The sequence below is a fragment of the Candidatus Nitrosopumilus koreensis AR1 genome, assembly GCF_000299365.1.
Taxonomy (GTDB): domain Archaea; phylum Thermoproteota; class Nitrososphaeria; order Nitrososphaerales; family Nitrosopumilaceae; genus Nitrosopumilus; species Nitrosopumilus koreensis.
In genome coordinates this window covers 35,202-53,216 of the sequence record NC_018655.1, presented here as the reverse complement: position 1 = coordinate 53,216, position 18,015 = coordinate 35,202, and the positions used below count along the sequence as shown (strand labels likewise).

The 18,015-nt window shown below is 31.9% G+C and carries 18 protein-coding genes and 2 tRNA genes; 8 read left to right on the top strand and 12 right to left on the bottom strand.

What is annotated here, in order from left to right; genetic code table 11:
- Positions 1-85: transfer RNA gene (locus NKOR_RS00245), tRNA-Leu, on the bottom strand.
- 93 nt (positions 86-178) lie between these two features.
- Between NKOR_RS00245 and NKOR_RS09795 the strand changes: the two genes are divergently transcribed.
- On the top strand, positions 179-319 hold the full coding sequence (locus NKOR_RS09795; RefSeq protein ID WP_014962365.1) for a hypothetical protein: 141 nt from the start codon (positions 179-181) through the stop codon (positions 317-319).
- On the opposite strand, the gene NKOR_RS00240 is transcribed toward NKOR_RS09795, so the two are convergent.
- The 5 genes from NKOR_RS00240 to NKOR_RS00220 are packed head-to-tail and all read right to left on the bottom strand — an operon-like array spanning position 316 to position 5,601.
- Positions 316-849, bottom strand: a complete 534-nt coding sequence (locus tag NKOR_RS00240; RefSeq protein ID WP_014962364.1) for a 5' nucleotidase, NT5C type — start codon at positions 847-849, stop codon at positions 316-318. The genes NKOR_RS09795 and NKOR_RS00240 overlap by 4 nt on opposite strands.
- Positions 850-855: 6 nt before the next feature.
- Positions 856-1,941 (bottom strand): molecular chaperone DnaJ, encoded by a 1,086-nt coding sequence (gene dnaJ, locus NKOR_RS00235; protein ID WP_014962363.1) that lies wholly within the window; start codon positions 1,939-1,941, stop codon positions 856-858.
- Positions 1,942-1,990: 49 nt separating this feature from the next.
- Positions 1,991-3,865 (bottom strand): molecular chaperone DnaK, encoded by a 1,875-nt coding sequence (gene dnaK / locus NKOR_RS00230; protein WP_014962362.1) that lies wholly within the window; start codon positions 3,863-3,865, stop codon positions 1,991-1,993.
- 9 nt (positions 3,866-3,874) lie between these two features.
- Positions 3,875-4,426 carry a nucleotide exchange factor GrpE gene (locus NKOR_RS00225; protein WP_014962361.1) on the bottom strand — a complete coding sequence of 184 codons (552 nt, stop codon included), beginning with the start codon at positions 4,424-4,426 and terminating at the stop codon, positions 3,875-3,877.
- A gap of 35 nt (positions 4,427-4,461) precedes the next feature.
- Positions 4,462-5,601: a hypothetical protein gene (locus tag NKOR_RS00220; RefSeq protein ID WP_016939505.1), complete on the bottom strand. Its 1,140-nt coding sequence runs from the start codon at positions 5,599-5,601 to the stop codon at positions 4,462-4,464.
- 63 nt (positions 5,602-5,664) lie between these two features.
- Between NKOR_RS00220 and NKOR_RS00215 the strand changes: the two genes are divergently transcribed.
- The 3 genes from NKOR_RS00215 (at position 5,665) to NKOR_RS00205 (ending at position 7,637) form a co-directional block, all read left to right on the top strand.
- Positions 5,665-6,693 (top strand): DUF354 domain-containing protein, encoded by a 1,029-nt coding sequence (locus tag NKOR_RS00215; RefSeq protein ID WP_016939863.1) that lies wholly within the window; start codon positions 5,665-5,667, stop codon positions 6,691-6,693.
- A 66-nt stretch (positions 6,694-6,759) separates the two neighbouring features.
- Positions 6,760-6,832, top strand: a tRNA-Gln gene (locus NKOR_RS00210).
- A gap of 67 nt (positions 6,833-6,899) precedes the next feature.
- Complete coding sequence (locus tag NKOR_RS00205; RefSeq protein ID WP_014962358.1) at positions 6,900-7,637, top strand: Rossmann-fold NAD(P)-binding domain-containing protein; 738 nt, start codon at positions 6,900-6,902, stop codon at positions 7,635-7,637.
- Between the two features lie 9 nt (positions 7,638-7,646).
- On the opposite strand, the gene NKOR_RS00200 is transcribed toward NKOR_RS00205, so the two are convergent.
- The 3 genes from NKOR_RS00200 to NKOR_RS00195 all read right to left on the bottom strand — a co-directional run bounded on the left by NKOR_RS00200 (position 7,647) and on the right by NKOR_RS00195 (position 9,329).
- Positions 7,647-8,315, bottom strand: coding sequence for an ABC transporter permease (locus tag NKOR_RS00200; RefSeq protein ID WP_232203012.1), 669 nt, complete (start codon positions 8,313-8,315; stop codon positions 7,647-7,649).
- Between the two features lie 76 nt (positions 8,316-8,391).
- Positions 8,392-8,598 carry a hypothetical protein gene (locus NKOR_RS10170; RefSeq protein WP_232212227.1) on the bottom strand — a complete coding sequence of 69 codons (207 nt, stop codon included), beginning with the start codon at positions 8,596-8,598 and terminating at the stop codon, positions 8,392-8,394.
- Entirely contained in the window at positions 8,592-9,329 is a 738-nt protein-coding gene (locus tag NKOR_RS00195; RefSeq protein ID WP_232212226.1) for an ABC transporter ATP-binding protein, read from the bottom strand. The genes NKOR_RS10170 and NKOR_RS00195 overlap by 7 nt, the downstream gene beginning before the upstream one ends.
- Positions 9,330-9,543: 214 nt before the next feature.
- Between NKOR_RS00195 and NKOR_RS00190 the strand changes: the two genes are divergently transcribed.
- Positions 9,544-10,944 (top strand): single-stranded DNA-binding protein, encoded by a 1,401-nt coding sequence (locus NKOR_RS00190; protein WP_014962356.1) that lies wholly within the window; start codon positions 9,544-9,546, stop codon positions 10,942-10,944.
- On the opposite strand, the gene NKOR_RS00185 is transcribed toward NKOR_RS00190, so the two are convergent.
- Entirely contained in the window at positions 10,941-13,682 is a 2,742-nt protein-coding gene (locus NKOR_RS00185; RefSeq protein ID WP_014962355.1) for a DEAD/DEAH box helicase, read from the bottom strand. The two genes, NKOR_RS00190 and NKOR_RS00185, sit on opposite strands and share 4 nt — an antisense overlap.
- Positions 13,683-13,780: 98 nt before the next feature.
- Entirely contained in the window at positions 13,781-14,428 is a 648-nt protein-coding gene (locus NKOR_RS00180) for an ATPase domain-containing protein (protein ID WP_014962354.1), read from the bottom strand.
- 108 nt (positions 14,429-14,536) lie between these two features.
- On the opposite strand from NKOR_RS00180, the gene NKOR_RS00175 reads away from it, so the two are divergent.
- Entirely contained in the window at positions 14,537-14,782 is a 246-nt protein-coding gene (locus NKOR_RS00175) for a U6 snRNA-associated Sm-like protein LSm6 (RefSeq protein WP_012214473.1), read from the top strand.
- 15 nt (positions 14,783-14,797) lie between these two features.
- On the top strand, positions 14,798-15,964 hold the full coding sequence (gene metK / locus NKOR_RS00170; protein WP_014962353.1) for a methionine adenosyltransferase: 1,167 nt from the start codon (positions 14,798-14,800) through the stop codon (positions 15,962-15,964).
- Here metK and NKOR_RS00165 read toward each other — a convergent pair.
- Positions 15,941-16,810: an NAD-dependent epimerase/dehydratase family protein gene (locus tag NKOR_RS00165; RefSeq protein WP_014962352.1), complete on the bottom strand. Its 870-nt coding sequence runs from the start codon at positions 16,808-16,810 to the stop codon at positions 15,941-15,943. The two genes, metK and NKOR_RS00165, sit on opposite strands and share 24 nt — an antisense overlap.
- 88 nt (positions 16,811-16,898) lie before the next feature.
- Between NKOR_RS00165 and NKOR_RS00160 the strand changes: the two genes are divergently transcribed.
- Positions 16,899-17,984 carry a cobalt-precorrin-5B (C(1))-methyltransferase gene (locus NKOR_RS00160; protein WP_014962351.1) on the top strand — a complete coding sequence of 362 codons (1,086 nt, stop codon included), beginning with the start codon at positions 16,899-16,901 and terminating at the stop codon, positions 17,982-17,984.
- Positions 17,985-18,015 lie beyond the last annotated feature (31 nt).

The following is an 18,015-nucleotide window of genomic DNA, read 5'->3' as shown; positions in this document are numbered from 1 at the left end:
TGCGGGAAGTGGGATTTGAACCCACGAACTCCTAGAAGATAAGGATCTGAACCTTACGCCGTTGACCAGGCTGGGCGACTCCCGCACTATAAATTTTTGAAATCTAGAATAAGTTTCTTTATTATACTGAAAGTACAACAGCTATCAATTCAAAATGGAATTTAAAGAAGTTTATTGTATGAATTGTAAAAAAGTGCTAGGACGTTATAACATTAAATTTTACGATGATGATAAAATTTCAGAGTTGTTAAAGACAACTCATTCAACTCATGTAAGAAAAGGACATCAAGTAAATATTAAAAAATTTGTAAAAGATTAACTTAATTTTTTAATTGCTTCAGAAAGACTTGAAATTCTATGAACATTATTTCCAACAACATGTTGGTTCCATGGTTGAGAGTATAGAATTACCTTTTTCTTATTTTGTAGAAATTTTTGTGCATTTAATGGTGAATCATCAATAAAAACATCATAATCCAAATCAGCCTTCATAGGACCATCAATTACTGAAACATAATTATCAAAAGAAATTTTGTGGTGTTTTAGCCAGTTCTTTACAAAAGAATCAGTAGAACGTTCTCTTGCAGTAACAACATCCACCTGACCAAGATCAGAGAGATTTTTTGTGATGGATGCTAAATTTTCTTCGGTGGGCGGGATTGAGATCCAATTTTTCCAACACGAACTCAATTCAGCATAAAAGTCATAGCGATTAATTTCAAATTTTTTCCAAAAATCCCAATCAGTAATATCATGCTTCTGAATTTCTGGCCTGATTGAATTACTATAATTTAACCACAATTGAATTACATCAGCAAGTACACCATCAACATCTAATGCAATCTTCATAGTCAGTTAATCACTAGTTTGTTTAAATTCATCAAGAAGATTTTTTTGATGTTTGGTAAGTTTTTGAGGAATGTTTACTACAATTCTAACATACTGGTCTCCTCTACCCCTAGAATTGATGTGAGGTACGCCCTTTCCTTTTAATTTGATAATTGTGTTTGGTTGGCTTCCAGAATCAACTTTAATTTTTTCAGTTCCCTCTAAAGTTGGAACAGTAACTTCACACCCTAATGCTGCATCAACCATAGAAACATCTTGATCATAGAAAATATCTTTTCCATCTCGGTTGAATTGTGAATGAGGTTGTACTCTAATTCTAACAATCAGATCACCATTAGAACCTCCAGGCACTTCATTTCCTTCATTTGGTACAGTATAATCGCCTGAATCAATTCCAGGTGGAATATCAAACGTAACTTTTTTTGTACCTTTTTTCTTTCCCTGGCCTTTACAATCACCACATGGTGTTTCAATAATTGAGCCTTGCCCTCTACATGAAGAACATGGCGCTGCAGTAACAAATGATGCAAATCCCATATTTCGTGTTTGTCTTACTTGACCTTGTCCATTACATGAAGAACATGTTTTTTTATCAGTTCCAGGTTTACATCCTGAACCACTACATGTATCACATTGAATTTGTTTTTGTAGCTCAATTTCCATTTGTTTGCCATGTAAAACATCTTCTAATGTTATTGATGTTTGATAGAGAATGTCAGAACCCCTTTCTTGACCAAATCCAAATCCGCCGCCTCCACGACCAAATATTGATTCGAAAATGGAATCAAATCCGCCGCCTCCACGACCAAATATATCGCTGAAATCACCTCTTGCACCCTGAAAAATATCTTCGCTCGAATATCTTCCATCTACACCTGCATGACCATGTTGATCATAAAGTTGCCTTTTCTCAGTATCAGAAAGAACTGCATATGCTTCAGAAATTTCTTTAAAATGCTCTGCAGCTTCAGCAGATTGATTTCGATCAGGATGGAATTTTAATGCTAATTTCCTATATTGTTTTTTGATTTCATCATTTGAAGATGATTTAGATACTCCTAAAACTTCATAATAATCTCGTTTTGCAGACATGAATCATTCCTTTATTCTAATTGCTGTATAAATGGTTGAATTTAGAGAATTAACTAGATTTTGTTTCATCATTTGAAGATGATTCTGTAGTTTGTCCATCTGCACCTTGTTGTCCATCTGCACCTTGTTGTCCATCTGCACCTTGTTGTCCATCTGCACCAGGTGGGGGGGCAGCGTTCTTGTATAGTTCTGTAGTTACTTCATTTACTAAAGATTGTAATGCTTCAAGTTTTGGTTTTAATTCTTTAGGTTCTTTGTCTAAAAATTCTTTTACTTCTTTAACAGCATCAGTAATTTTGATTCCTTGCTCTTGAGAAATTTTATCTTTTAGATCATGATTAACTAATTTTTCAGTTGTGTAGATGTAACTTTCTGCTTCATTTTTAAGATCAATTTTCTCTTTCTTCTTTTTGTCTTCTTCAGAGAATTTTTCAGCGTCTTCCTTTAATTTTTTAATCTCTTCTTCTGACAATTTGGTTTTTGTTTCAATAGTAATTTTTGCTTCCTTTTGAGTTCCAAGATCTTTTGCGGTTACATTGATGATTCCATTAGCATCAATATCGAATTTTACTTCAATTTGAGGAACGCCTCTTGGAGCAGGAGGTAAATCAGTAAGATTAAAGCTACCTAAGGAGACATTGTCTGTGGCCATAGGTCTTTCACCTTGTACAACATGAATAGTGACAGCTGTTTGATTATCAGCTGCAGTTGTAAACACTTTACTTTTTGAAGTTGGAATAGTAGTATTTCTTTCAATTAATGGTTCTCGAACACCTCCAAGCGTTTCAATTCCTAAAGTTAATGGAGTTACATCTAACAGAACAATGTCACTAGTAACATCACCAGCAATAATTCCTGCTTGGATTGCAGCTCCCATTGCTACTGCCTCCATAGGATCAACGCCTGATTCAACTTCCTTTCCTATAACTCCACTGACAAATTTTTTAACTAGTGGAATTCTTGTTGGACCACCAATCATTACTATTTTGTCAATATCAGAACTTGAGAGTTTTGCATCTTCAAGTGCTTTTTGTATAGAAGGTTTACAACGATCAACAATAGGTCCAATTAATTCATCGAGTTTAGATCTAGTTAATCTTAATTCAAGATTCTTTGCGCCTGATGAAGGATCATGTGCAATAAATGGCAGATTAACTTCAGTTTCCATTACAGTAGACAATTCAATTTTTGCTTTTTCTGCTGCTTCTCTTATTCTTGTCATTGCAGTTGTATCTTGAGAAAGATCAACCCCTTCTTTTTTCTTGAATTCATCAACAATGTAATCAATCAAAACTTTATCCATATCAGTTCCTCCTAATTGAGTATCTCCAGACGTACTCATTACTTCAAAAACACCACCTCCCATTTCCATGATAGTAACATCTAATGTTCCACCACCAAAATCAAAGACAAGTATCTTCATGTCTTCTTTTGCTTTATCTAATCCAAATGCTAAAGAAGCAGCAGTGGGTTCATTAATTATTCTAACAACATCAAGACCTGCGATTGTTCCTGCATCTTTTGTTGCTTGACGTTGATTGTCATCAAAATATGCGGGAACTGTAATAACCGCTTTCTCAACAGATTCGCCAATGAATGCTTCGGCATCTTTTTTTATTTTTTGTAGAATAAATGAAGAGATTTGTTGAGGTTTGTATTCCTTATCTTGAATTTTAAAAGTATAATCAGAGCCCATTTTTCTTTTTGCTGCAACTATGGTATTATCCGGATTTGTAACTGCCTGTCTACGAGCAGGTTCGCCAACCAAAAGTTCACCATCTTTAGAGAAAGCTACTACTGATGGGAATGCTTTTCCGGCTGCAGTTTGACCTTCAGCTGCTGGAATAATTGTTGGTTTTCCACCCATCATTACTGCAGCAGCAGAGTTACTTGTTCCTAAATCGATACCTATTACTTTAGCCATTTTTAATCATCATCCTTTTTTTGAAATTTCTACTAATGTTGGTCTTATAACCCTCTTTTGAGAAATATATCCTTTCCTGATCTCTTTGGTGATTGTATTGTCATCTAAATCAGGATCAGTAATAACAGATATTGCTTCATGAAGATTGGGATCAAAAATTTCTCCCAACGCATCAATTGGAGATATATCGTATTTTTTTAATAAGTAATCCATATTTTTTAAAATTGAATCAAGACCTTCGGTGTTGATTTTATTTTGAGAAAAAACATCCCTAGCACGAATAAAGTCATCATAAATTTTTAAAAAATCCAATACAAATTCATCTACTTTAGCATTAACACCATTTTCAATATCAGATTGTGTCTTTCTAGTAAGATTTTGAAAGTCTGCTAAAATGCGTTTTAGTTTTTCTTCACATTCTGTAGTTTTTTGTTTTTCTACATCCAATAACTCTGAAAAGTTTTCTTTCATTGTATCTGAAGACTCAGATTCTTGAATAGAGTCTTCATTCTCAGAAACAACATCTACAGGGATTTCATCGGATTCATTATCAGTAGACAATTCAAACAGAATACTAGTTTAGCTAATTTATACCATTATTGGGTTGTTTCGCATAAAGGATTTGCTTTGACAATAATCAAATCAGAATCTTGTTTAGTTTTTTTAATATTTTCAAGATCAGATTTTGAACAAGCTACAACAATCGTTGTTTTATCGCTGTGAAACAAATCAAAGTTCGGATCCTCATATGCCTCAACATCACCAATATAATCACGTAATCTTGAAGTCAGATTTTGAAGCATTTCAATTTTATCTCCACGCATCGAATGTTGATCAAGTGTCCAAGATAATGCAATTTTAGTTCTGCTGGCCTTAAGATCATTTTTCTTTAATGTTGTACGTATTTCATCTATCAATCGTTTTATGTAGCCATCAATTCCCTTGACACTTCCATTAATCAGATACATGAGAGTATTTGCACCCTCAAAAGATGAGCCTAAAGATTTAAGATCTAATAAACCAGCAACCATATCATCGAGGAATATTTCTTGAAAATCATCTGAAGATAAATCATTTTTAGTGATTTCGTCTTGTGCATATTTACAAACTTCTAATACACTACACAGACTTGAAAATCTTGAAAGAATGTTAATTGCATGAAAATGCTCAGAGGATGAAATTGCAACAAAAATTTTTTCTTTTTTTCCAGTAGTCAATAAATCAGACAAAACAGGATCTTTTTTGCCATTGAAAGAACCAATAATTTTTGGTTGTTGATCAGTACCTTCTAAAGGATAATAAAAATATGAGATATGCTTTCCGACTTCAAGTCCCGTGACATGTTCAAGTAAAGAAATATTTTCATTATTCCCACCAAATCCTGTTGGAAGAGTAAAAACAACAGAACTTTTTTTCTTTAAAGAGGTAGTTGCATCCTTGAATTTTGAATGAATTTCAGTTTTTATATCTTGTCCAGTTTTTCTGATTCTGGGAGTAAAGAAGAGATATTGAGCTTTGGAAATTGCCACTTCTATTGGTTCCATAGACAATAGTGGTTCATCTTCTTTTAGAGATGCTACATTAGGATAAGTTTTTGCAATTTCTGCTTTTAGTGAAATTGCAGACGGGGTCGATTCATCAATTATGTAAACATCGGCTCCTTTAATGGCCATTTGTGATGCAATAGCATATCCTTCTGTACTAAGACCATAAACAACAACTTTTGTTCCCCCCATTACACTAAGCATGGGATTAGACTAAGAAAAACTTATTGAACTAACTTCAATTATGAAAATTACTTGAAAATATGGATAGATGTTCTAACTCCGAAGCAATTATTGTTTTCGGAACCTATTATTGAAAAATTAGGTAAAAAAAACAGTATTTTATGCACTTCTAGAAATTATGGAGAAGTTTCAAAATTAGCAAAAATCCGTAATTTTGACCTGATTTTTGTAGGTAAACATGGTGGTGGAAGTAAAAATTCCAAACTAAAAGCAGGTATTGACAGAATGGGAACACTAGTTAGAAAAATCGAAGTATTTGCACCAGATCTTGTAATTAGTTTTTGTTCACCTGAAGCTGCAAGAATTTCATTTGGTTTAAGAATTAAACATATTGCATTTTGTGATTCTCCACAGGCCGAAGCAGTGATGAAATTAACATTACCGTTAATTCAAAAGCTGTTAATTCCCTACACAATTCCAAAGAAAGAATTTTCAAAATATGGGATAATGGAAAAAAATATTATTTCATACAAGGCAATTGATGCAGCAGTAACAATCAAAAGAAAGATAAATGAACATGGGCGACTTCCATTCAAAAATAATGATAAGAAAAATATTTTGATAAGAGTAGAGGAGGAGGAGGCATCATATACAGAAAAATCAAATAAAACTATTCCAATTATTGCTAATATAATTTCTAAATTTGGTGAGGAAAATATTGTTATTTTAGGCAGATACACAAAGCAAATTCAAAAACTGCAAAAAAATGTAGGTAAAAAAGCTAAAGTTGTAAAAATGTCATTTGATGGAAAATATTTGTTAAAGAATACAGATGTTTTCATTGGTTCAGGAGGCACAATGACTGCAGAATCTGCATTAATGGGCATTCCCACAATATCGTATAATGCAGTTCCAAACATCATAGAAAATTTTTTGGTGAGAAAACAATTGATAAAGAGAGAAACAAATCCTGAAAAAGTTTCAAATCAAATAACAAAGTTTTTTGAATCTACAAAACAATCAAATCAACTAAAAGCAGAAAAAATTCTAAACCAAATGGAAGATCCTGTTAAAAAATTAATTAGTGTAATCAAAGATTAAGTCAGGATAATTTTAGGCATATTAGAATAAAAAGTTCATTAAGGGAGTTAGTGTGCTCGATTTAGCAGCCCGATAGTGTAGAGGTCAAGCATATGGGCCTTTGGAGCCCGTGACGGCAGTTCGAATCTGCCTCGGGCTACTTTTTAAAAAAATGATAAAAATGTAACACGAATATAGCATGAAGTATTTTTCAGACAATAGGTACAATGTCAGACATAGTATTAGGTATGGGAGAAGTAGGTGAAACTTTGTTTGGTTTACTGAATGAAAGAAATTTTGATTGTGTTGGCATAGACATAGAATCTTCAAAATGTAAAAATTATTCAGAAAACAAGACAATTGAAAATCCAGAATACCTACATGTTTGTCTGCCAGGAGAATTAACACAATTTATAGACATTACATTAAGTTGGATTCCAAAGTTGATTGGTCTGAAAGCAATTATTATTCATTCAACAGTTAGACCAGGTACAACAAAAAATATTCAGGATAAATCTAACATTCCAGTTTTATTTTCACCAGTTCGTGGCGTTCATAGAAGGTTTTTAGACGATATTAAAAAATATACAAAATTTATTGCGTCAGACAATAATGAAATTAGTTCTGAAATTAAATTAGATTTACAAAAAAGATTTCAAAAAGTTGATTGGATGTCAACTACAAAAACAGGGGAGCTTGCAAAAATTTTAGTGGATACATCATATTATGGATGGCTCATCAACTATGCACAGATAACAAAGATGATTTGTGAAAAAGAAGGCATAGATTTTGATGAAATGTGGAAATTTGCAGATGAAATACATGAAAATTTAGGAAACAGGCCAAAAATGTATCCAGGAATTATTGGAGGTCATTGCGTTATACCAAATTTGAATTTAATTGAATATGAAGATCTAGATATAATTAAAAAAATTAACGAAATGTATGAAAAGTTTAAAAAATAATTTAATTTTCTAAAAATCTAACTTAGTTAGAAGCTTTGATGCAATAACAAAAAATACGGAAGCAATTCCAACAAGTACCAACATTTCAATAATCACAAAATCAGTAATATTTCCAAAAATTCCTGCTCTAATTACATCAACTAGATAAGTTAATGGATTTAGATAAAATGCTGTACGTAATGGTTCAGGAACATTATCTGCAGGATAAAATGCTGAACTAACAAATGCAAAAAATAGAAAAACAGTGTTAATAATTACGTTAAATCCTTCACTAGAACGTAATCTGGTTGAGATTATAGATGCTAATGAACCAAATAAAACAGAGCCAGTAATTGCACCAAAAACAATCACTGGGATGGTAATTAATGAAAATTCTATAGATTCAAAAAATACAGGATAGCCTACCAAGGCGATCAAAGAAGCACTGACTAAACCAATTATGCCTATAGTGCAAATGTTGCTAAGAATGTAATGACTTCGCGTAAAAGGACCAGACATTATTTGCTCAAACATACCATGTCGTCTATCGTTCCAGATTATGATTCCTGAAACAAGAGTACTGTTCATTATGTTGAATCCAATCATACCAGAGGCTAGAAATGCAGGATAATCAAGTTCCTTTGCACCAAAAGGTACATGTTGAATTAACGGGGCATATGCAAAACCTGCTACAAAAATATAGATCAGAGGAAAAATTACTTGCCAGATTAAAAATCCAGGATTTAAAGAAATTGTAATGTTTCTGTTTACGAGTCTAATTATTGGATGTATTTTCTCTCACCATTTTTAAGAATATTTCTTCAAGATTTGTAGGAACTGCAGATAAGTCTTCTATCTCAATATTATTATCATTTAGTATTTTCAAGACTTTTAACAAAACTAATTCAGATTGTTCAGAGTGAATAACTATATTTGTTCCAGATTCAAAATTTATTTTGCAATCAGAAATTCCATTTAACAAGTCAGAAATTTTAGGGTTTTTTCTAATAAATGAATTTTAATAGTTTTTTCTTTTCCAAATTTATTTTTTAGTGCCTCAGGAGAATCAACTGTGATAAGTTTTCCTTTATCAATAATTGCAATCTTATCACAGAGATATTCAGCTTCTGTTAAAATATGAGTCGTGTAAAAAATTGTCAACCCTGTTTTAACTTTATTTTTTAAATAATCCAACAGTTTTCGTCTGGCACTAGGATCTAATCCTACTGTAGGTTCATCTAAAAATAATAAATCCATATCATGCATAAATTCTCGTGCAACTTGTACTCTTCTTCGTTGACCAATAGAAAGATCTTCATTTTTTTTCTTTCTAATTTCAACTAGATCAAAATCTTTCAAAAGTTGTTCCATTCGTTTTTTGCGTTCAGTTCTTGTAATATTCCACATCATCCCATATTTGTCAAGTGACTTTTCAACTGACAGAGTAGGTTCATAGCTAGGTTGTTGTAAAACTACTCCAATTTTGTGACGCACTTCCAAGGGATTTTTGATCGCATCAATTCCCAATATTGTGAGGGAGCCGGTTGAAGGAGGAATTAAGGTAGTAAGTAATTTGATGGTAGTGGATTTCCCTGCTCCATTTGGTCCCAAAAATCCAAAAACTTGTCCAGGTTTTACTGTTAATACAATATCATCTACAGCTTTAATTGAACCATATGATTTTGATAAATGGCTAACATCGATACAGGACATGTTAAAACTGCGATCATCCTACTAATTTAGTTAATCAGTTGTTTCATCATAGATTTTGTTGGAGTTTATCAAATTAAGAGATAATATGTTCAAAACAAGAAAAAATTTGGAATTGATGATTTGGAATTGATGATAAAGCGATCTAATTTGACAGAAACACAATGTAAGAACATAATGAAATTTTTATTAATAGAACAAAGGTAGCAATTATGAATTGTCGGAATTTGACAGCCTGATTGAAAAATTAATTGAACAAAAACCAGAATTAACTAGAGAGATAATTGAAGAGCAAATCAAACTAAAAAAAGAGAAAATTGGTGCAGGATATTTGACTGACCAAGGAGCTTTATTCTTAATTGCATCAGACTATGGCGTAACATTGTCAGGACCACTAAAAATTGAAATGAGTTTAAAAGATCTCTATGCAGGGGCAAAAGAAATTTCATTAGAAACAAGGGTTTTGAATTTATCACCTGCAAAACAATTTTCAAGAAAAGATGGTTCTCCATTTTATCTTAGAACTATGACAGTATATGATGATGCAAACTCTACAGCGAGTGTAAAACTATGGGATGAAAAAGCAAACCTTCCTGGAATTGAAAATCTAAAACCCGGAGACCTAATTAAAATCATTAAAGCTTATGTCAAATCAGATCTTGATGGATCACCAACAATCAATATTGGTTCAGGTTCTAATGTAGAAACTATCGATTCTACAAGTGAAATTCCAACTATTGATAGAATTACAAGAGATGTAAGTGAATTGCAAGAGGGTCAAAAAGATCTAGTTGTTTTAGGAGAAATTGATGGTGTGATTAGCGGTATGGAATTTACAAATTCTAGAGGTATGCCTGGAAAAGCATTGCGAATGAGGCTAAAGGGGAAAGATGGAAATGGAATGAGAGTAGTATTATGGGGAAAAGATGAATCATCAATTCCAAACATGATTTCACAATCAGCTAAAGTAAGATTACTTGGAGTCAGAGTCAAATCTGGAAATCAAGGATTAGAAATTCATGGAAATGATGCAACAATAATTGAGATTGAAGGAGGTAAAGAAGCAGAACCAGTAATTGCAAGAGTTCTTTCAATGTCACCAACAGAAAATGGAAGAAATATGATTTTAGCTGTTGACAATAAAAAGAATCTATACAACATTAGTGATTCATCAAATTCAACTAGCATTTGTGTCGAAGGAGATGTCATAGAATGTATGCCATCAAAAGTTTATGGAAATTCAATTACGCTTGATGAGAATTCTTTTGTAAGAAAATTAGAAAATGATGAAAACATTCCTTCATTGTCTCAGATTAGAACAAAAATTAACGATGTGAAAGCTGATGGAAGTTATTGTATAGAAGCTATAATTTTGAAAGTTCCAGAAAGACGCGAAGTTCAAACAAAAACTGGAGAATCAATTGCACTTTCAGAAATGTTTGTGGAAGACGATACTGGACAAATTTGGGTTAAAGGATGGAGAAATCAAGCAAGATTAATTGACAAATGTGAATTAGGTGAAATTGTTTCAATAACAGGCCTTAATGCAAAGGCCGGACTAGAGGGCAGAATAGAGATGTTCCTAACAGCTTTTTCCAAAATTACAAAAAAGAATTAAGAATCCCAAAAACCTCTAGTAACCACGTATTGTCTTTCTGCCTCATAGATTTGTTTGAGTAAATGCTCTTCATCAACCATATTGCGAAGAATTCGTGCAGCGGTATCTGCACCAACCCCATAACCAGACATGACAATAATTGCAGTCTTACCAAAATTTTCTACTAAAGAAGATACTTTCCAGGCACGATCTGCCTTGTGTTTTTCCTCACTAGTCAGTTTTTTACCCTCATATTTTTTTCGAATAATTTTTGGAAGATCATAATCAGAATAAAATGTTGCAGTAATTTGTCGTCCCTTACAATAAGGACAAATCAGGATGTTTTTTACTTCGTTTGTTTCAACTACACGTTCCCATTTTCCACATCTAGCACAGATCAAACGGTGCTTTGTTTTTTCAAGTCTAGTTTTTACAAGATCTAGAATTCCTTTATCAAGATTTGCAGGAGAAGAATAATATTTTGATGTATGATCCAAAATAGGTTCTGCTAGTTTTGAAAATTGATCAACTTCTAACCATTTAATATGAATTTGATCTTCACGAATTTCTTTTAACAGTTTATCAGTATTTTTAAGATCATATTTGTCATGAAATAATTCGCGTAATGCTTCATGTACAAGTGCAGTTTTTGAGTACCTCTCATACAAAAATCGTGCAGATTTTCTTTCATAAATTGCACCACGACCTACAATACCAAATTTTTTTGCAACACACCAAGTTCTCCAATTAACATTATGAGTACCAGCAAGAGATGCAGTAATCATTGAAAACAGATCATAGTCATCTTTTAAGACCTCAAGAAATAATTTTTCTGAAATTCTGGATCTTGAAGATATTGCAATTCTATAACCATCTGAACGAGAATCTACTACAGAACCCAACACAGAAGATAACATAGAAGAAAGTAATGTTGAAAGTGTAGAGTTAATTTTTGTGCCAAAACAAGAATGGATTACAATTGAACCCTGAGATCTACTTGATTCAATTATTATGTTATCATCATCAGAAATTTCATCAAAATTTAATTTTTCAATTGTTTTATTTGTTAACTGGAGTAAGCCTTTCCTAACTTTGCTTCTAAAATTACCCACTTTTCTGGCAGTTTTATAATCAATAGGAATGTTTTCACCTTCCCAATACGGAACAGTAATTCCTCCACCTCTAAAAGGTTCAACATTTACTGTGAATGATTTCTCATCAACGTTTAGAATTCTCCATTGTGAGCCTTTTAAAACAAAAATATTTCCAGAATCACCATAATCACCTACAAATCTTTGATCTAGAGTTCCAATAATTTTTTTTCCAACACTGTCAAATACCTTGAATTTAAGAATGTCAGGAATTGTAGAAAGATTTTCAAAGTAATATTTGAAAGAACGTCCTTTCTTCCAAAAAGTCATATTTGTTCTATCAAAAAATATCAAATAGTTCGAATCAAGTAAATCTAAAACATCTACAAGTTCTTCTAGTTTTAGATTTCTAAATGGATAGGCTCCTATAATCAGATCAAATGCTTTATCAATTGAAATTTCTCCAATTTGCATTGTTAGTCCAACAAGGTGATGAGCTAAAACATCAAGTGAGCCATCATGAATTTTTTGCTCTTCAATAGAACCTTCTTGAATTCTTTGAAGTATTGCTTGTGCTTCAAATTCATCATCAGAGTTATTTGTAATAATTAATCCTTTAGCAGATGCATTACGGTTGTGTCTACTTCGACCTATTCTTTGAACTAATTTGGAAACTTGTCTAGGTGAACCATAATGGATTACTAATTCAACAGAACCAATATCTAAGCCTAATTCAAGGGAAGATGTGCAGACGACAATTCCTCGTTTTCCTTCACGTAAATTTTGTTCAGTTTCTTCTCTAACTTCTTTTGATAGAGAACCATGATGTAATTCAATAGGAATATTGGATTTTTCTTTAAGTATTGAGGCTAAAAATTCAGATTCGCCTCTAGTGTTTGTAAATAAGAGAACGGGTGAATCTAAATTCAATTCAGATACATGTTCAACAATTTTTTCTGCTACATCAGAAATTGTTCCATCCACGTATTTTATTTCTACATCATATTTTCTTACAGAAGTATCTCTAATTATCTCACATTTTCTTTTAGTACCTACAACAAATTTTCCTGCTTCCTCGAAATTTCCAACAGTAGCAGATAAGCCTATTTTTGTAAGGGGAAATTTAGAATTAAATTCCAATCTTTCAACACTTAGAGAGAGTTGAGTGCCTCTTTCACTAGATAATAATTCATGTACTTCATCAATTATAATCCATTCTAGATCAGATAGGGCGTCAAGATATTTGATTTGAGTTAAAAGAATAACCAAAGTTTCAGGAGTTGTAATTAGAACATCAGGAGGATTTTCAGTAATTTTTTTTCTATCTTTTTGTGAGGTATCCCCATGCCGGATTTCAATAGATAGTTTATTTTGATGAGCATATTTTGTAATTCGTCTAAAAACATCTCGATTTAATGCACGTAATGGAGTAATGTAAAGAGCTTTAATTTTTCCAGCTTTTTTAGAATTTGTCAATAAGGAAAAAATTGGGATTACAGAACATTCAGTTTTTCCAGAACCAGTAGGAGCAATTACTAGACAATCTTTTTTTTGTAAAATTATAGGTGATGCCTTTTTTTGTATTTCAGTTAGATTAGAAAAACCAAAATTTGCAAATAGAGACTCAGGAGTCTGATTCATCTGTGCTCTTGGAACGTGATCTTTCATAAACAATTACACCAATCAACCCAAGTGCAAATAACACTATAGTTATAGTCGGTAAATAATCAAAAATATCTGCCACTAGTATTCTTTATGTTAGACCGTTAAATATCTTCAGATAATCCAGATTTATCAATTATGTATGAAAACGAATCTTCTGCAAAGGCAGAATATATTTTTCCGTTAAATTTGGATGAATTTTTTATAAGATGAATTTTGATATGTGTAAATGGATCAATTGCGCTTTTCATATTTTCAATTTCTTTTCCTTCTATGTTTCTGATCATGTTAGTAACAACTACAGGGATTTTTTTAGATATTGCAAGATAGGATAATTTTTGCATGTATTTCATAAATAATGAATTTTTCTCAAATACAGATTCATCTTTTTTATATTCATAAGAAAACAGATCAGTTACATTATCAATTACGATTAATGAAAAATTATTATCGATGTTTTTTATTGAATTGATTTGTTCAGAAGTATTAGTTAACCTTGAAACTGTAATTTGATTAAGAAGATCTAATTGAGTTTCAGATTTTTTTTGAATCTCCAGAATCCGTTCAGGTCTAAATCCTCCAGTAGTATCAAAATACAAGACATGACCCCCATTTTTTATAGAATTTATTGCTAATTGTAACAATAGTTGAGTTTTTCCGGTTCCATTTTTTCCAAAAATATCTACAATTACACCATCAGGAATTCCACCCGATAGAAATTTGTCAATTTTTTCTAAACCAGTAGAGATCATCTGTACTAATACTAGAAAAAGAAGAAAAAATTTAAGGAATTACAATTTTTTCAAAGGAGGTAAGGCTTTTATTCTAGAGAACAAAGTTGCAAAGCAAGTGAACAATTAGTGTCTCAATCAAATAGCGCAAAAAGACCTCTAACAACTCTTCAAAAAAGTACAAAGAAGAAAGTTACTGTAAGACTGAAAAATGAAGTCGAATACAAAGGTAAGATGGATAATGTTGACTCATACATGAATTTGATTATGACGGATGCTGAGGAATTACACGAAGGTAAAACTATTGCAAATTATGGTAGAGTTATCGTAAGAGGTAACAACGTATTATTCATCAAACTAGAAAATGAACTCTAGTAGGCAGTGAGTTTTATGACAAATAATTTTCTATTTACATCTGAATCAGTAACAGAAGGTCATCCAGACAAGATCTGCGACAATATTTCAGATGCTTTTTTAGATGAATTTCTTAAACAAGATCCAGATTCAAGAGTTGCAGTTGAAACAATGGTTACTACAGATTTTGTAGCAGTTGCAGGAGAAGTGACATCAAAGGCAAATTTTGATAAAAAAGCTCAAGAAGAACTTGTCAGAAAAACTATACGAGAAATTGGATATAATAATAAAGATTTGATGTTTGATACAGAATCTTGTGAAGTAACTTTACGTCTCCATTCACAAAGCCCAGATATCAGTCAAGGAGTTACAGCTACTGAAGAAAAAGAACAAGGAGCAGGAGATCAAGGATTGATGTTTGGATATGCTACAAATGAAACAAAAGAACTTATGCCAATGCCCATATTACTTTCACAAAAACTTGCACAAAAATTATCTGAAGTAAGAAAAAACAATACGCTTCCATGGGCAAGACCAGATGGAAAAACTCAGGTTTCTGTGAGATATGAAGATAACAAACCTACTAAAATTGAAACAGTTGTTGTGTCTACTCAACATGCACCAGAAATATCTCAAGAAGAGATTGGAAAAGAAATTATCGACAAGGTTATCAAACCAGTGTTAGGGGATTTATGGAATGACGATATTAAAATTCATATCAATCCAACTGGAAAATTTGTAATTGGAGGACCACATGGAGATGCAGGTCTTACTGGAAGAAAAATTATTGTAGATACCTATGGGGGTTTTGGAAGACATGGAGGAGGAGCTTTCTCTGGCAAGGATCCATCAAAAGTAGATAGATCAGCTTGTTACATGTGTAGATATATTGCAAAAAATTTAGTTGCAGCAGGTCTTGCAGACAGATGTGAGGTTCAACTTGCATATGCAATTGGAGTTGCAGAACCAGTATCATTATACGTGAACACATTTGGAACAAACAAAATTCCTGAAAATCAAATTGAAGACTTGGTTAGAAAGAATTTTGATATGAAACCATCTGGAATTATTTCTCAGTTAGACTTGAAAAGGCCAATTTACAAAAAAACAGCATCATATGGTCATTTTGGAAGAAACGAACCAGAATTTAGCTGGGAAAAAACGAACAAGGTGGATGCATTAAAGCAAGGAGCCGGTCTTTAACAATTCTTTAATTGATTGAAAATTAATTTTTGATAGATTCTTAAGTTTTTTGTGATTTCCAACAAAATTTCCAACCAGAATATTTAGATCATCTACACCATAATCAAATTTTGAGTTAGTTATTGCAAGATGATATGCATCTTCAATATCAATATGAGATAGTTTTGTTTTTTTCTTTTGTAAGAACAGTTGAATGTATTTTTTAAATGAAATTATTTCAGGCCCAACAAGATCAATTATCTTATTGTTAAATCTATCATCAATAATAGATTGAAAAATTAATTTTGTAACATCATTTATAAAAATTGGTTGTATCGAATAATTTCCAGAACCTGGAATAATGACTTTATTTTTTTTGATAGATTTTTTTAGATGTTTGGTAAAAAGGTCGTCTTTACCTACAATATACGAAGGTCGAAAAATGGTATAGTTAATTTTTGAATTGATAATAGATTTTTCAGCCTTTAGTTTTGAGATAAAATATCCCAAGGGCGTATCTTTTGATACACCAAGTCCACTTGTATAGACAAATTTTTTGACTTTTGCTTTTTTTGATAAATCAACAATTTTTTGCGTTAATTGGACATTAATTAATTCATAATCAGTTTTTATTGATTGTTTTCCGATTCCTATAAGATGAATCACGGCATCAGAATTTTTTATTTTTGGAAGGAGTAATTTTTGTTCATAGTTTTTAGAAACGATTTTAGTTTCATTTTTGAATGATTTAAAATTTTTTCTAGATATTGAAATCAGATTAACATTTTTTTCAGATAAGTATTTCCTAAGATTTTTTGCTATAAACCCACTAGCACCAGTAATTACGATTTGAAGAGGTTTGTCCATAGAAATTTCAAGTACTTTTATTTTAAATCTATTTGGAAAATAAAAATGGTAAACAAGAGTTAATACAGTAAAATGAATGCATTAATTTGTGGCAGAAGAAAAAAAATTAAGAACAGGTTATACAACAGGAAGTTCTGCTACTGCAGCATCAAAAGCAGCATTACTAGCAATTATTAATCAACAAAAGATTGAAGAAGTTGAAATCACCTTACCTAAAAAAACTACTATCAAGATTCCTGTTAATTCATGTCAGTTTGAAAAAAACAAGGCTAAATGTTCGGTAATAAAGGATGGAGGAGATGATCCAGATGTCACACATGGTGCAGAAATTATAGTTGAGTTGACATTCAATGATAACAAAAATCAAATTGAAATTGATGGTGGAGAAGGTGTAGGCATAGTAACTAAACCAGGCCTAGGTTTAGAAATCAACAAACCTGCTATCAATCCAGTTCCAAAAAAAATGATTACAGAAAATCTAAAAGAAATAGGCAAAAATGTCCTAAAAGAAAAAGGAATCAGAGTCATAATATCAGTTCCAAAAGGTAAAGAATTAGGACCAAAAACGGATAATCCTAGAATAGGTATCAAAGACGGTATTTCAATTTTAGGTACTAGTGGCATAGTAATTCCATTTTCAACTGCGTCATATGCTGCATCAATTAGACAAAATTTGGATGTTTCAATTGCGATGGGAAATGATACAGTAGTGTTAACAACTGGAGGAAGAAGTGAAGATTTTGCAAAAAAAATTGTAGATCTTCCAGAACATTGTTTTGTACAGATGGGAGATTTTTCTGGATACACTATTCAACAATGCGCAAAGAAAAATATCAGAAAGGCATATGTTGTTGGATTTATTGGAAAACTTGCAAAAATGGCTGCAGGAGTGAAGCAAACTCATGTAAAGGGCTCAAAAGTAGATATGAATTTTTTAGCAGAATTAGCAAAAAAAGTCAATGCTGACGAAAAAATTATTCAAAGTATAAAAAAAGCAAATACAGCAAGACATGTATCAGAAATCATTCAAGAAAATAATGTGAGTGGTTTTTTTGAATTAATTTGTAGTGAAGTATATAGACATATGAGAAAACACAGTGAAGAAAAAGTTCCTATTGATGTCATATTGTTTGATTTTGAAGGAAACATCTTAGCAAGAGAGCAAAAAGGGTAAGGTATTTTATTAAATCAACAAAGTTCTGAAT

Bases quoted from the DNA above. Each gene is read 5' to 3' on its own strand.
- metK (WP_014962353.1), top strand. From the start codon at position 14,798: ATGACAAATAATTTTCTATTTACATCTGAATCAGTAACAGAAGGTCAT.
- NKOR_RS00180 (WP_014962354.1), bottom strand. From the start codon at position 14,428: ATGATCTCTACTGGTTTAGAAAAAATTGACAAATTTCTATCGGGTGGA.
- NKOR_RS00185 (WP_014962355.1), bottom strand. From the start codon at position 13,682: ATGAAAGATCACGTTCCAAGAGCACAGATGAATCAGACTCCTGAGTCT.
- NKOR_RS00240 (WP_014962364.1), bottom strand. From the start codon at position 849: ATGAAGATTGCATTAGATGTTGATGGTGTACTTGCTGATGTAATTCAA.
- NKOR_RS00195 (WP_232212226.1), bottom strand. From the start codon at position 9,329: ATGTCCTGTATCGATGTTAGCCATTTATCAAAATCATATGGTTCAATT.
- NKOR_RS00165 (WP_014962352.1), bottom strand. From the start codon at position 16,810: ATGGACAAACCTCTTCAAATCGTAATTACTGGTGCTAGTGGGTTTATA.
- NKOR_RS09795 (WP_014962365.1), top strand. From the start codon at position 179: ATGAATTGTAAAAAAGTGCTAGGACGTTATAACATTAAATTTTACGAT.
- dnaK (WP_014962362.1), bottom strand. From the start codon at position 3,865: ATGGCTAAAGTAATAGGTATCGATTTAGGAACAAGTAACTCTGCTGCT.
- dnaJ (WP_014962363.1), bottom strand. From the start codon at position 1,941: ATGTCTGCAAAACGAGATTATTATGAAGTTTTAGGAGTATCTAAATCA.
- NKOR_RS00220 (WP_016939505.1), bottom strand. From the start codon at position 5,601: ATGGGGGGAACAAAAGTTGTTGTTTATGGTCTTAGTACAGAAGGATAT.
- NKOR_RS00205 (WP_014962358.1), top strand. From the start codon at position 6,900: ATGTCAGACATAGTATTAGGTATGGGAGAAGTAGGTGAAACTTTGTTT.